This is a genomic window from Vibrio sp. 1731, from assembly GCF_033339955.1.
Taxonomy (GTDB): Bacteria; Pseudomonadota; Gammaproteobacteria; order Enterobacterales; family Vibrionaceae; genus Vibrio; species Vibrio alginolyticus.
This window is the reverse complement of sequence record NZ_JAWOVO010000002.1, coordinates 136,465-152,207: the sequence shown is the minus strand read 5'-3', so window position 1 is coordinate 152,207 and position 15,743 is coordinate 136,465. Positions and strand designations below refer to the sequence as shown.

General features: G+C 46.1%; 8 protein-coding genes. 5 read left to right on the top strand and 3 right to left on the bottom strand.

All coding sequences use genetic code 11. The features are described 5' to 3' along the window. Positions 1-404 precede the first annotated feature (404 nt). Complete coding sequence (malT, locus tag R7035_RS03445; protein ID WP_005374834.1) at positions 405-3,113, bottom strand: HTH-type transcriptional regulator MalT; 2,709 nt, start codon at positions 3,111-3,113, stop codon at positions 405-407. A 734-nt stretch (positions 3,114-3,847) separates the two neighbouring features. Here malT and R7035_RS03440 point away from each other — a divergent pair. From R7035_RS03440 to R7035_RS03420, 5 genes are all read left to right on the top strand, one after another. Beyond that, entirely contained in the window at positions 3,848-6,301 is a 2,454-nt protein-coding gene (locus R7035_RS03440) for a glycogen/starch/alpha-glucan phosphorylase (protein WP_005374836.1), read from the top strand. A 117-nt stretch (positions 6,302-6,418) separates the two neighbouring features. After that, positions 6,419-8,599 (top strand): 4-alpha-glucanotransferase, encoded by a 2,181-nt coding sequence (gene malQ, locus R7035_RS03435; protein ID WP_005374838.1) that lies wholly within the window; start codon positions 6,419-6,421, stop codon positions 8,597-8,599. 232 nt (positions 8,600-8,831) lie between these two features. Beyond that, the gene (gene glgB, locus R7035_RS03430; protein ID WP_262651717.1) at positions 8,832-11,075 is read left to right on the top strand and encodes a 1,4-alpha-glucan branching protein GlgB; all 2,244 of its coding nucleotides are present in this window, start codon (positions 8,832-8,834) and stop codon (positions 11,073-11,075) included. A 137-nt stretch (positions 11,076-11,212) separates the two neighbouring features. Then, on the top strand, positions 11,213-11,887 hold the full coding sequence (gene mtgA, locus R7035_RS03425; protein ID WP_186585601.1) for a monofunctional biosynthetic peptidoglycan transglycosylase: 675 nt from the start codon (positions 11,213-11,215) through the stop codon (positions 11,885-11,887). Positions 11,888-12,067: 180 nt separating this feature from the next. After that, positions 12,068-14,128: an alpha-amylase gene (locus tag R7035_RS03420; RefSeq protein WP_213885237.1), complete on the top strand. Its 2,061-nt coding sequence runs from the start codon at positions 12,068-12,070 to the stop codon at positions 14,126-14,128. Between the two features lie 69 nt (positions 14,129-14,197). Here the strand turns inward: R7035_RS03420 and R7035_RS03415 are convergent, their stop codons facing one another. Both R7035_RS03415 and R7035_RS03410 read right to left on the bottom strand, forming a co-directional pair. Continuing rightward, entirely contained in the window at positions 14,198-14,914 is a 717-nt protein-coding gene (locus R7035_RS03415) for a DsbA family protein (RefSeq protein ID WP_318145956.1), read from the bottom strand. A 96-nt stretch (positions 14,915-15,010) separates the two neighbouring features. Next, positions 15,011-15,298 (bottom strand): hypothetical protein, encoded by a 288-nt coding sequence (locus R7035_RS03410; RefSeq protein ID WP_049872671.1) that lies wholly within the window; start codon positions 15,296-15,298, stop codon positions 15,011-15,013. Positions 15,299-15,743 lie beyond the last annotated feature (445 nt).

Genomic DNA, 15,743 nt, shown 5'->3' with positions numbered 1-15,743 from the left:
GATGATTAACTCTACTATCAATTATCAATCTTGGTTGCATTATGCAATTGCAATTTGCATTATAAAATTGCATTTTGATAATTTGCGCGTGAATAAATCCAGCTTATATGAGATCTTGTGCCCAAAAATAAGTCTTTGCATTTTGGCATGATTAATGCATAATACTGCTCGACCCTTCTTAAGCCGAGGGTCACCTAGCCAACTGACGTTGTTAGTGAATACAATTTGTTCACACTAAATATAAGCCAATCGCGATTATTGCGGTTGGCTATTTTTTTATATGAACAACGTTACTTACGTGCTTTGCAAATTGCACTTCTCTTACTGTCAGTCATAAAAAAGGGCTGACGTGTTACGCCAACCCTTATGTTTTACTTTACGTTTTAACCCGTTTATCGAGCAGTTCAGTATCCCATCAACTGCAGCAAATTTTCAGCTGTCACAATGGCTTCTTTACGATTAGCAATATTAAGCTTTTGGTACAGGTTGCGAATGTGGGTTTTAATTGTCGTACCTGCCACATCCAGCTCTTGTGCGATTTGCTCGTTACTAAAGCCTGAATAAATCAGCCCCAGAACCTGCCATTCGCGTTGTGTTAATGGGCTGGTACGTACTAGCTCTGGCACATTAGGGTGATTCACCAACTTTTCAATAAAGTCTTCATCAAAGTGAATCGACCGGCTACGTTGATTCGATGAAATGTCCTTCATTAACTGTTGAGCACGGTGACGCTCAAGATCGCCCAGTTCATGGCGGAGGCTCAACTTCTCCAGCAGACCGCCAATGGTTGCACCATCAATCAGGAAGTTTCCGACCATGCCAGTTTGGTTCGTCATTACTAATGCTTCTTTTAACAAAGCCTTGGCTTGCTCCTCATCTTTTTGGCGAGCAGAAAGGACCGCTTCAACCACTAAGTTGCGATTAGTATCTGTGATTAGGTTAGTGCGACGAGCTTCACCTTGGAGGAAATCTAACGCAGCACGAGCGTCGGTATATTGGCCTAAGTTAATGTGGGCGCGGGCAATGTTACGCCATTGCAATTGAGAAAAGTGGTTGCATGCCGATTCAGGACGAACCGCAGTGTTGAGCCATTCTTGCATTGCATCGGTATTCCCGCGCGCTTGCCAAAATAGAATCAACGATAGTGAAGCGTTTGCAGTCCAATCTACATGGTAAGTCGACTGTTTCATCAAGTGTTGGATGTGCTCAATGAATTTACCGGCTTTGTCTAATTCACCGCGTCCAATCGCAATACGCGCCAACATCGAATAGCTATGTAAGTGCTTGCTTGGTGAATGGTTTTCGAGAATTTGCAGACCTTTGTACGCGCATTCTTCCGCTTCATCAAGTCGGTTCCAGCACCAAAGTACTTGCGCGCGAATACGCAGCAAAAATTCATGAAGAGGAACATGCTGAAGCTGCTGATCTTCAATCAGACGGAATGCGGAATCTTGTAGTTCAAAGGCAGCTTGCACGTAACCTTGTGCAATTAAAATCTCGCTTTGCTGCAATATTGCCCATAACGCTTGGTGATATACCTGATACTGACGAGCTAGCTTTTCAGTTTGTTGCATCATCGGCAAAGCACGGTCTAGTTTACCTAGCACGTGGTTAACTTCACCAACAACCGAAGTCGCCACAATTCGGCTACGGTAAATTGTGTTATCAAGTTGGCTAAGCGCTAACTCCGCTAATTCGAGAGCTTTTTCTGGTTGGTTACTGTTGATAGCCACTTGAGCAAGCAACGCGTTTGCTTGACCTTGATAATGAATATCTAACGCAATGTTACGCTTTTTGTGTTCCTCTTCCGCTTCTTCAAGCAGGTGGCCCACTTGGTTATAACGATGCTGACTTTGAGCCAACCATGCTCGGAGCATCGTAAGTTTTGGGTGGCTGAACAACAGATCATCGTCCAACTTGTTAATTGAGCTTTCCAGTGTGCTGAGTTCGCCTTGGTTAAACATCTTCCAGCCGAATTCGTTTAGGATCTCTACCACTAAGTCCTTATCATTCGATTTTTGTGCATGATGAATCGCTTGGTGTGGTGCTTTTTGTTGTAACCAAGCGATAGCAGCATTGCGGTGGAGATCTTTTTCTTGCTGAGGAATACGAGCTTGGCGCTCATGAGATAAAAACTCGCCAAATAAGTTATGGAACCGGAACCAGTTCTGTTCCCCTTCGAGCGGGTAAATGAATAAGCCGTAACGGTTAAGCGATTCAATCATTCCCAGTGCGTCTTCGCGTTGGGTAAGGGCAAACACTAGCTCATCATTGAAGTGGTCAAGCACGGATACTTGCATTAAAAAGTGACGAGTTTCGTGATCGAGTAAGTCAAACACTTCTTCGACCAAGTAATCCCACAAGTGCGCGTGATTGAACTGCGATACCGACTCTACAGTTTGCGCCAATGTGCGGTTTTGATGTTGGGCTTGTAATGCGATCAACTGCATCGCCGATGGCCAACCTTCAACATAGGTTCTTAGGCTGTTCGCCATGTCTTCATCAATACCATCGGCGATACGCTGGTTAAAGAAGCGAGTGGTTTCTTCGGTATCAAACGCCAACATCTCGTTGCCAATTTCGATCATTAAATCACGAACACGTAAGTTTGCAGTGCCTAGAGGCGGCGCTGCACGACTGGTTACCACAACGGTGAGGTTGTCTGGCATGTGCTTTAAAAAGAAACGCATGGATTCATGGATTTCATCATTCGTGATTAAATGGTAGTCATCAAGCACCACGTAGCACTCTTGATGAAAGTCAGCCATTTCAGCGAATACTTCGCTAAATAGGGAGCGTAAAGACGAGATCTGACGTTTTTCCGCCAGTTTTTGTGCGTTAGCGCAACTGAAGTTGGTGGCTTTGTTTAATGCTTGAAGCAGATAGTTTACAAAGCGAAAGCCGTCGTTATCGCTGTCATCAATGCTGTACCAACCGACGTTTGGCTTATCGGATAGCCACTGCGCTGCCATTGTCGTTTTTCCGTAACCTGCTGGGGATCGGAATAAAACCAATTTGTAGTAAGGCGCTTGCTGTAGTAAGTCCAACACTCGTGGGCGCACGATGGCATTGTGCAGGCGTCCTGGTCGAGTAAGCTTAGATGGAATCCACATTAGTAGTTATGTCCTTATTTATGTATACCCAAATGACAGCAACGTGATCATTCTTGTAAAGCCCCCTTGAAAGCCGTCTTACTGAATGATGTCATCAGCATCAAAAACACTGTTTGAATGCCGGATAATGTCGCTACTGTTGGGGCTTGCGTCCGTCTGAAAAACCATTCCATACGGTCACTTAGATATAAAAGCTAGCGAAAACTAGAAATAACTCACATCGCCTAATTCTAGTTTGTATAAAAAGCGTACAATCCTGTGAGCTGAGTGGGATGTTACGACATCAGAAATGTTCGTTACTTTGATCCACTTCCTAATTCTCAAGGGTTGATGGATTTACCATCAACTACGCCCTTTATTTGTGATTGTCGTCACTTAAATATCGTTTGTTTCGTTAGCGTTAAGATCGCGTTGCACATAGATTACGAAAAGTTCTTCTACGCTGACCGAGTTAATGTGACCGATATTACAATTTTCACATCATCAGATGAGTGGACTATAAAAAGCGTCATGAACGGGTTTTAACCTTTCTCACATTCCATTGTGATCAAAATCACTAAGAACTGGTGCAAAGTTCACTTTGTTGAGATTTGGATCACTAACCTAGCAATGGTACCCCCTCTACGCCCTCAGCCCTCCTCCTTCAAAGGATGAGAATTAGGAGGATGTTTATTCACAGAGGTAAATGCACGATGTATGGCAGATGAATTACCAAAAGACGTGAGAATTTCGTAATGAAACCTACTCAACAAAAACAATTTGACAAGAAGTCGTTCCAAGAAAGCGTAAAGAAACACCTATCTGTAACTTACGCTCATACGATTGAAAACGCAGACAGCCGCGCATGGTACCTAGCAATGGGGCATGCTCTGGCTGAATTTACTACTCTAGATTTGCTTGCGACAGAAGAAGATCCACGCATTAAAAGTGCGAAGAGCGTTAACTACCTTTCGCTAGAATTCCTTATCGGTCGTTTGACGGGTAACAACCTAATCAGCATGGGTCTGTATGAACAAGTAACAGAAGCAATGGCTGAACTGGGTTACAACCTAACTGATCTGCTAGAAGAAGAGCGCGACCCATCATTGGGTAACGGTGGCCTTGGTCGTCTGGCTGCGTGTTTCATGGATTCATGTGCGGCACAAGAATTCCCAACTGTCGGCTATGGTTTACATTACGAATACGGTCTATTTAAACAGTCATTCAAAGATGGTCGCCAGCAAGAAGCACCTGACGCATGGCGCGGTGTAGAAGGCTACCCTTGGGAAATTGCGCGTCCAGAACTTGCGCAAGAGATCGGTTTCTACGGTCACGTTGAAGTGATTAACGAGAACGGTAAAGAGGTTCGCAAATGGGTACCAGGCATGACAGTAAGAGCAATGCCTTGGGATCTTCCAATTGTGGGTTACGAATCAGACACGGTTTACCCGCTACGTCTTTGGGAATGTCAGGCGATTGCACCATTTTCACTAGCAAGCTTTAACAATGGTGATTACTTCGAAGCTCAGCACGCACTGATCGACGCAGGTAACATCACTAAAGTGCTTTACCCGAATGACAACCACGAGAAAGGTAAAACACTGCGTCTAATGCAGCAGTACTTCCACTCAGCAGCGTCTGTACGTGACATCCTACGTCGCCACGAAGCTGCGGGCTACTCGCTAGCGGATCTACCTAAGCAAGAGACTATCCAGCTTAACGATACACACCCAACGATTGCGATTCCTGAACTAATGCGCATCCTGATGGATGAAAAAGGTTTAGCTTGGGAAGCGGCTTGGGAAATCAGCTCTAAGACATTTGCGTACACCAACCACACGCTACTTCCAGAAGCACTAGAGACATGGCCAGAGTCGCTAATCCAGCACCTGCTACCACGTCACATGGAGATCATTTACGAGATCAACCACCGCTTCCTACAAGACGTACGTGCAATGTGGCCGGGTGATGTCGCGAAGCAACAGAAGCTTTCTATCATCGAAGAAGGTTTCCACCGCATGGTTCGCATGGCAAACCTATGTGTAATCGGCTCTTACGCAGTAAACGGTGTAGCAGCACTTCACTCTGAATTGGTTAAGAAAGACCTATTCCCAGAGTTCCACGAAATGTACCCGACACGTCTACACAACGTAACGAACGGTATTACGCCACGTCGCTGGTTGAAGTTCTGTAACCCAGGTCTGTCTCAGCTTATCACTGAGAAAGTCGGCCCAGAATGGCCAGCGAAACTAGAGCAACTTGAAGGTATTGCGAAGTACGCTACTGACGCGACATTCCAAAAAGAATTCATGGCAGTGAAGAAAGAGAACAAAGAACGCCTAGCAACTTGGGTGAAAGAGAACATGGGTATCGAGCTCGATACTAATGCAATCTTCGATGTTCAAATCAAGCGTCTGCACGAGTACAAACGTCAGCATCTAGACTTGCTACACGTACTGTCTCTGTACCATCGTATTCTTAATGAACCAGGTTTTGAGTGTACGCCACGCGTTGTGTTCTTCGCAGCAAAAGCAGCACCGGGTTACCACCTAGCGAAAGAAATCATCTTCGCAATCAACAAGATTGCAGACAAGGTGAACAACGATCCTCGCATCGGTAACAAGCTGAAAGTGGTATTCATCCCTGACTACCGCGTGAGCATGGCTGAAATCATTATCCCTGCGGCTGACGTTTCTCAACAAATCTCGCTAGCGGGTAAAGAAGCATCAGGTACAGGTAACATGAAGATGGCGCTAAACGGTGCGCTAACTATCGGTACAATGGATGGTGCAAACGTTGAGATTCGTGAGGAAGTAGGCGATGAGAACATCTACATCTTCGGTCTAGATGTTGAAGGTGTGAAAGCGCTGAAAGCTCAAGGTTACAACCCATTTGATTACTACAATGCGGATCACTTACTCAAAGCGTCAATGGACTTGCTATTGGGTGAAGAGTTCACACCAGGCCAACCGGGCTTACTGCGTGCCACATACGACAGCCTACTAGACGGCGGTGACCCGTACTTATGTCTTGCGGACTTTGCATCTTACGTGAAAGCGCACGAAGACATGAGCGAACAATATAAAGATCAAGCTGGCTGGGCGAAGAAGGCCATTCTTAATACCGCCCTTGTTGGCAAGTTCACGTCAGACCGCTCAATCCGCGACTACGTGAACAATATCTGGAAACTTGAAGCGGTGAAACGCTAATAGAACCTAGTTAAGACCAAGGTAGCCAAGCGCTACCTTTGGTCATTTTCCAAAAGAAGTTATTGATAACAATAAAACCCTACATGGAAGGTGTTGGTATTACCTTCGGAGAAAGCGATGAAAGAACAAACAGCATTAAAGAAAGTCGCGGAAATGGCGAGATTGGCTGATAGCTATGTCAGTGCTTGGGGAGATGAGGCGAAAGTGTCTGAGGAGACGCTACGCCGCTTGCTCGCTTCGCTTGGCTACGATACTAGCAGTGATGAAAAACTACTGGCTTCTGCTGAAAAGAAACATAAAAAAGACGTACTAGCCCCTGTTCTTGTTTTACGCGACGGCGAACCAGTCGAAGTGGAACTAAACCTAGGTACGAGTGCTCGTGAGAGTGAATTCAGCTGGCGTTTAGAAACAGAACAAGGAGAGGTACTTGAAGGCTATCTTCAGTCCCAAATTGTTCGTGATGAGCGTGCTGAGGGTGGCCCTCTAGTGTTTGCATTGCCAAAGAACTTGGCTTGGGGTTATCACAAACTGATCATCAGTCGTAAGCGTCGTAAAACACCTTACGAGATGTCATTGATCATTACGCCGAAAGCGTGTTTCAAACAAGACGATCTAAACCAACACAAAAAGCTATGGGGTCCTAGTATCCAGCTTTACACACTGCGTACTCAGCATAACTGGGGCATCGGTGATTTTGGTGACCTAAAACAACTGGTGAGTGATATTGCCTCTCGTGGCGGTGACTTCATTGGCTTGAACCCGATTCACTCGCTGTTCCCTGCGAATCCAGAAGGGGCAAGCCCATACAGCCCGTCTTCTCGTCGCTGGCTGAACATCATGTACATCGACGTAAGCTCTGTACCTGAGTTCGCGCTAAGTGCAGAAGCACAACAGCGAGTGGGTAGCGCAGAGTTCCAACAACGTCTACAAAAAGCGCGAGACTCTCATTGGGTGAATTACACCGAAGTTTCACAACTAAAAATGAGCGTTCTTCCGCTGCTATTCAGTGAGTTTAAAGCTCGCCATTTAGACAAGAACACCGATCGCGCTCGTGCCTTCTTGGACTTTGTTGAAAAAGGCGGAGACAGCTTGCTACACCAAGCTGCATTCGATGCACTTCATGCTGATTTACATGCAGAAGATGCAAACATGTGGGGTTGGCCTGTATTCCCTGAGAAATACCGCACATTCGACGCAGCTGGTACTCAGAAGTACATTAAGGACAACCAAGATCGTGTTCACTTGTACATGTACCTGCAATGGATCGCAGACGATCAAATCAAAGAAGCACAAGCGCTAGCCGAAGAAAAAGGCATGGCTGTGGGTTTGTACCGCGACCTTGCGGTTGGTGTTGCAGATTCAGGCAGCGAAACATGGGCAGACGAAGGCGCGCTAGTATTGGATGCAAGCATCGGTGCGCCGCCGGATGTACTTGGTCCACTAGGCCAAAACTGGGGTCTACCACCGCTAAACCCACAAGTGTTGGAAGCAACTGGCTACGATGCATACATCAAGCTACTGCGTGCAAACATGAAACACTGCGGTGCGCTGCGTATTGACCACGTTCTTGGTCTACTTCGTCTATGGTGGATTCCAAAAGGCGAGAAAGCGACAGAAGGTGCTTACCTGTACTACCCAGTTGAAGACATGCTAGCAATCCTAGCGCTAGAATCTCATCGTCATCAGTGTTCTGTAATCGGTGAAGACTTGGGTACTGTGCCTGATGAAATCGTGGATATCCTTCGTGATGCGGGTGTGCATTCGTACAAAGTCTTCTTCTTCGAAACATCAAAAGACGACGGCGGTTTTATTTCTCCGAAGCACTACGCTGAGCAGTCTATGGCTGCGCTGTGTACGCACGATATGCCAACACTACGCGGTTTCTGGCACTGTGATGACTTGAAGATGGGGCGTGAGATTGGTCTGTACCCTGATGAGCAGCAGTTGGAAGGCCTATTCGCTGACCGCTTGAAGTGCAAACAAGGCATTCTAGACAGTGTTCGCTGGCATGGCTATTTGCCAGAAGGCATTGGTCATGATGCTCAGTACGTGCCAATGGATTCATACCTAAGCGAAGCGCTGCAACTGCACGTAGCCGCGGGTGACTCTGCACTGCTTAGTGTTCAGCTTGAAGACTGGCTAGAAATGGATCAACCGGTCAATATTCCTGGTACGGTGGATGAGTATCCAAACTGGCGTCGTAAATTGTCGATGAACCTAGATGAAATCTTCAGCCGTGAAGATGTGAACCGTATTTCTAAACGCCTTACTGAAGTTCGTGCACAGGCGAGTAAGTAAGATGCCTAGAGTGGCGTAGATGGACGAGCTGATTACCAATTTTGTTAGCTCAGAGGTACGAAAGTTCCGTCTAGGTCACTCATTCCTAAAACACAATCCGTTAGGATGAAGTACCGTTATTATGCCCGCGACAATAGCGGGCATTTTTGTATTTTGACGCCGTTTACGCAACGAACGTGAGAAGCGGAGTCTTTTTGTGAGTTCACAACGTTGGCTGTGGAGAAACCGATGTTTGATTCAGATCTCTGGTCTTGAAAAGGATGTTGGCTCTAGGGAGAAAGATTTGAAAACCACCAAAACCAAGAAAATAAAGAAACAACACGAACGCGCATACGAACTGCTTGCTGAGGCGGCTTACTCAGATCCATTTGCGGCGCTGGGTCCTTTCATTGACGACGAAGCTTCGCTGAGAGTTTGGATGCCGGGCGCAAACAAGGTTGAACTGCTTGTTAATGGTGAACCTCGCGTGGCGCTTGAGCGTGATGGCGACAGCGGTTTCATCTTAAAAGAGCAACGCGATTTACACCTGACCCACTACCGTTTAGCGGTCGATTGGAATGGTGTTGAACAAATTATTGATGACCCGTACCAGTACCACAATATCTACCAAGAGTACGAGCATCTGCATACGCCAAAAGACATGTATCACTACATGGGCGCACACTTTGTCACGCTAGAACGTGGCGGTGAAAACATCTCTGGTGTGCGTTTCCTTGTTTATGCACCACATGCATCTGCTGTTAGCCTTGTGGGTTGCTTCAACCAATGGGATGGCCGTCGTCATCCAATGCAACGCTTAGACTACGGTATCTGGGGCCTATTCATTCCTGGTTTGGAAGAGGGGGTACAATACAAATTTGAGCTCAAAGGGCCAAATGGGGAAGGGTTGCCACACAAACAAGACCCTTGGGGTTTCTACTCTGAGCAATACCCATCGTTCGCATCCATTACCTACGATCACAAGCGTTACCAATGGCAAGATGCGAAATGGCAAAACCGTGCAGTGACACAAAAGCGTGATGAAGCGTTATCGTTTTACGAGCTACATGCTGGATCATGGAAGCGCGACGAGAACGGTGATTTCCTGAACTACCGCGAACTCGCGGAGCAGTTGGTGCCATACCTTGTGGATATGGGCTACACCCACGTTGAGCTGATGCCTGTGTCTGAGCATCCATTCTATGGTTCATGGGGCTATCAACCTGTTGGCTTGTTTGCACCAACTAGCCGTTTTGGCTCACCTGATGATTTCAAATTCTTCGTGGATGCGTGTCACCAAGCTGGTATCGGTGTAGTGCTGGATTGGGTTCCTGCGCATTTCCCATCGGATGATCATGGTTTAGCGAACTTTGATGGTACGCCTCTGTTCCATGATCCAGATCCGCGTCGCGGTTGGCACCAAGACTGGAACTCCTACATTTACGATTTAGGCCGTGAACATGTGCGTCGCTTCCTTGTGTCGAATGCGCTGTACTGGTTTGAACAATTCCATATTGATGGTATTCGCGTGGACGCCGTCGCGTCGATGCTCTATCTCGATTATTCACGTAGCCACGATCAGTGGGTCCCGAACGTTGATGGTGGCAACGAAAACTACGACGCAATCGCAACCTTAAAATGGATGAACGAAGAAGTGTACAAGCACTTCCCGAATGCGATGACGATTGCGGAAGAGTCAACGGCGTTTCCGGGTGTGTCTGCGCCAACCTTTATGGGTGGTTTAGGCTTTGGCTTCAAGTGGAATATGGGGTGGATGCACGACAGTCTTTCATACATCAAAGAAGATCCTGTTCACCGCAAATACCACCACAATACCATCACATTCCCGCTGGTTTATGCGCACAGCGAAAACTACGTCTTGTCTCTCTCTCACGACGAGGTGGTGTACGGAAAAGGCTCTATCCATAACAAGATGCCGGGCGATGAATGGCAGCAAACCGCAAACCTACGTGCATACTACGGTTATATGTATGGTCAACCGGGCAAAAAGCTGAACTTCATGGGCGCGGAAATCGGCCAAACGGCGGAGTGGAACCACGATGATCAGTTGCAATGGTTCTTGCTGGAATACGAACGTCATCAAGGCGTTCAAAAGCTGATGCGCGATTTGAACCACTTGTACCGAAATGAAGCGGCGATGCACGATCAAGATTGTGTTCCTGCTGGTTTTGAGTGGCGTCTACAAGACGAGGCAGATGCAAGCATCCTAGCGCACGAGCGTATCAGTAAAGGGGGTGAGCGTATTCTCATCATCACCAACTTTACGCCCGTACCACACGAGCGTTTCCGTTTAGGTGTTCCAAATGCAGGTCAATACGAACTGCTGCTGAACACGGACGACAGCAAATACGGCGGAAGCGATTTTAAAGTGCTGACCAGTGTGAAAACGGAACAAGTCGAAAGTGAATCACTGCCTCAATCACTTGAGCTTCGTTTGCCTCCACTTTCAACCGTGTTCTACAAGCTGCACAAATAATTTAGTCTAATCAAATTCTAAGCCCGTTTTACATTGTAAATCGGGCTTTTTTTTAACCAAGTTTTCACTAACGATAAACAGACTGCATACTCTATACTTGCATCATATTGTTTTATGAAATCAGGCTAGGTCGGACTTTGAGAAAGATTAAATCCCTTCTGTTCAATATCTTATTGGTGCTTTTGCTTTTACCAGTGATGCTCGTTGGCATAGTGAAATACATCGATCCACCAATTTGGGGATGGAAGATCAGCCGCATAATTTCTCCTCCTGAAGGATTTCCTGAAGAGAGTCAAAATGAATGGGTGCCTTTGAGTGATATTTCTAAACACATTCAACTGGCCGTGATTGCGACAGAAGATCAAAAGTTCCCGACCCATTACGGAGTGGATTTTGATTCCTTGTTTAAAGTGATCTCAGAGTCTGGCGAGAACGGTCCCTCTCGCGGTGCGAGCACGATTACTCAGCAAACTGCAAAGAACGTGTTTCTGTTTCCTTCACACTCTTATGTGCGCAAAGCGTATGAGCTTTATTTTGCTCTGCTGATGGAAGCAATGTGGAGTAAAAAACGCATTCTTGAAGTGTATTTGAATGTGGTGGAGTTTGGTCCAGGTATTTATGGCGCGGAAGCCGCTGCGCAAAACTACTTTGGTATTCCTGCTAAACAACTTTCAACACGCCAAGCAGCAAGGCTTGCGGTGGTGCTGCCAAATCCGTATCGCATCAAAGTTTACCCTCAGACTTCTTACACCATCAGCCGCGTCAATTGGGCGATGAGACAAATGCGTAACCTTGGTAGCGTTCTGCTTTAAACTCCTTTTTACCCTGCTCATAAGTAGAACTACGCCCCCATAAAAGCAAAATGTGAAGCGTCACAAGCTTTAGGGCGTAGCTTTTCAGAATGATGTGCTCAGTTTTTCATCCATTTACTATTAGTGTGAATAAAACTACAACACGAATACTGCGCCTATGCGCAACCAATGGACTGAACGATGAAACTGAATCTGATTACGACTACCTTATTGCTTGCATCGGCAAGTGCCATCGCCGAGCCAAACATCACCATCTCTACCACGACTAACAGCCGTGACTTTCCCTTAAGTGCAGAACAGCCTTTGGTTGTGCCCTTAACCAAAGACGGATACACGCTCAAAATCACGGGCGTTGAGGGCGACTGTTTCGCGCCTGATAGCCAGAAGGTCAAATTCAACAAACCTATCGCGCTGAACTGTGGAAAGCCAACAGAACTGCCATTAAAAATCCGCTTTACTGGCGATTACTCTTTTGCTTTTGATGCGGAAGCGAAAACATTGCGCTTCAAGCGTGAACCTAAGAAAGCCGCGAAGACAGAATTCAAACGCCCAATCCCACAAGTGCAATGTGAGGTTTATCAAGGCGGCGAAGTCACCATTGCGCTGGGTGACAGTTTCCCCGATGGCACCAAGTTGCGTGATGCTTACTCTGGGCAGATGGTCGAAGTAAAAGATCAGCAAGTATCGCTGACGCCAAGCAAAGATTCAGGCGGGTTGGTGCTACTAGAGCCAGTGAAGAAAACCAAAGAAGCAGTGCCGTTTGATTACCGCAATGCCAACATTTACTTCGTGATGGTTGACCGTTTCAACAACGCCGATACCAGCAATGACAACAGCTATGGGCGTAAGAAAGACAGCAAAGAAGAGATCGGCACCTTCCACGGCGGTGACCTAAAAGGCGTGATCGAAAAGCTAGATTACATCAAGAGCCTAGGTACAGATGCAATTTGGTTGTCGCCAATCGTTGAGCAAGTGCATGGTTTTGTGGGCGGCGGCGATAGTGGCTCATTCCCATTTTACGCTTACCACGGTTACTGGACGCGCGATTTCACCAAGATTGATGAGAACTTCGGTAACGAAGATGATCTGAAAAAGCTGGTGGAAGAGGCACACAAACGTGGCCTTAAAGTATTGATGGACGCAGTAATCAACCACACCGGTTACTCGACGTTAGCCGATTTGCAATTTGATGGTATTGAGGTGTTAAAACCAAACGCTGAACTACCTAAGAAGTGGGGGGATTGGCAACCAAAAGCGGGTGAAAACTGGCATAGCTACCACCAGAAGATTGATTACCAGAGTCCAAACTGGGCGAAATGGTGGGGCGGTGACTGGGTAAGAACAGGTCTACCGGGATACCCAGCTCCGGGCAGCAGTGATATCACCATGTCATTGGCGGGTTTGCCTGACTTTATCACTGAATCAGACAAAGCCGTGAAGCCAGCTCAATGGCTATTGGATAACCCTGGCACTCGCGTTGAGGCGCGTGATAATTACACTGTCTCGGACTACCTAATTGAGTGGCAAACTGATTGGGTGAAACGCTTTGGTATTGATGGTTACCGTGTCGACACGGTGAAGCACGTTGAAGGCCATGTGTGGAAACGCTTGAAAGAAGAGGCATCAAGCAGCCTTGAGCAGTGGCGTAAAGAGAACGGTAAGTCAGGTCAGCCATTCTGGATGATGGGTGAAGTATGGGGACATACCGCTTATCGCAGCCCTTACTTTGACGATGGCTTTGATGCGTTGATTAACTTCGACATGCAGAAGAAGTTAGACAAAGGCGCGGCGTGTTTCAGCCAAATGGCAGACACTTACCAAAGCTATGCGGACACTATCGCCAATGAGAAAGACTTTAACCCTGTGAGCTACATGTCTTCTCACGATACCGAGCTGTTCTTCTCTCGCTTCAAAGATTACGGTATGCAGCGTAACGCCGCGAATGCACTGCTTCTGAGTCCTGGTGCTGTTCAGGTTTATTATGGTGATGAAGTTGGTCGTAACATTGGTCCTTACGCGGACGATTTCCACCAAGGCACTCGTTCTGACATGGTATGGAAGCTATCTGATGAGAAGCAAGCGCTGCTCAAACACTGGCAAACTCTTGGTCAGTTCCGTAAAGCGCACCCAGCGATTGGTGCGGGTCAGCATCAAGTAATTGAACAAGAAGGCGCGTACGTGTTCTCTCGCTCGCTTGGCAATGACAAAGTCGTTGTGGCGTTTGTGGGTCGCGACAAGTAGTTAGAACTTCGTTTTAAGCCTAGATAGAAAAAGCCCTTCCTTGAGTTATCAGGGAAGGGCTTTGTTGTATTAGTTCGCCAGTTCTTGGTCGATGACTTTTTCTAGCTCGTCAAACGGCACATAGCCAGGAATGACTTGATCATTAATGATCAACGCGGGCGTGCCGCGTAAACCAAGTTGCGTGAAATACTGATAGTTTTTATCAAGCAACGCCTTGGTCTCTTTGTCGTCGACAAGCTGTGCTTCTGTCCCCGTTTTTTTCGCGATTTGATTTAAGGAACGTGCGTCATGTGCGCCCGTTTTTTTCACCAATAACTCATGCACTTGTTCGTACTTATCTCGCTGGTTTTGCCAAACATTTAATGCGTAACTTGCCGAGTTGTAACCGTTCTTCTCGTATTGTTCTTTAAAAGAGACATTGAGGTTAAGCACTTTTACCTGCGGATATTCCTTACCAACTTTGACCAGCTCTCCTTCTAAACGTTTACAAAAAGGGCAGCTGTAGTCTGTTACGTTAATAATGGTTAACTCAGGGTTTTCAGCACCAAAAGAGGAATGTTTGCCATCACTTAGATATTGACGAACCTCCTTCAAGGTGTCGCCAAATGACTGTTGATACGCAATGTACTCTTGAAGGTTTTGGTGCAATGAATCAAGAATTTGAGGGTTATCTTTTAGTATCTGATTAACTTCCTCTAGCTTTTGTTCTGCGGTCTTTTCTGATGCGAAAGATACGGCAGATACGATAGCCATCGTTAACGCCAAAAGTGTACGAGTGAATGTCATAATATTTCCTAAAACTTTTAAATTTCGTTGTTTGTTATGTGAAGTGAATAAAATATGTACAAAAGTCAGGCAGAAAGGTCTCTCGCCTTGCTGGCTTTATTCTCTAAACACGCAAAGTTTTAGGTGAACCCGATACTTTTCCGGTATCGGTTCTGTGTATTCCAGATAACGAATTGCTGTGGTTGTCATCGGCAGCGCCACAATCAAAGCAAACAGAAAAAATGGAATAAGAATATGATCAAACTGATGTTGGTACGCTTGAACCAGCTTTTCTGAAAGGTCGCAAGATGGTGATAAATTCACACTCTCATCTTGCTGACTCTGTATTTGGTGAGCCTTCGGGCAGCTTTTCGAGAAACCAGAATTTTGGCTTAAGCATATCATCACCACCCAAAGCACGAGGGCGAGTGTCCATTTGGCTATTTTATATTGTGAGCGTAACAATGGGTCGTATAGTCCTGTTAATTCTGGTTTATGCCGTTTACATATGACCGGGCCATCCTAACCTAAATTTCGTGGCTGAATGTTACTTTCGAGTTAATCGATATTGCCTCAATGCCAAAGTATGAAGTACGTCATGAATGTTGTAGAAAGCAATATTCGTCAGAATCATTTGTTGAGTTGATGAAGAAGTCGTGAGCTATCGATATAGATTAAAATACCTAATTGTTGGCACAAATTTTTATTATCTTTCAATTGTGATTGGAATCATAAAACAAAACTTCATAACTGAGTCGCGATAATGTTCGGCAGGCGGATTGATTTTGATCATCTCTCTAGCACATCATTCAGGTGAACATATGTGTTAAGTTCCACATGTGTAGGTAAT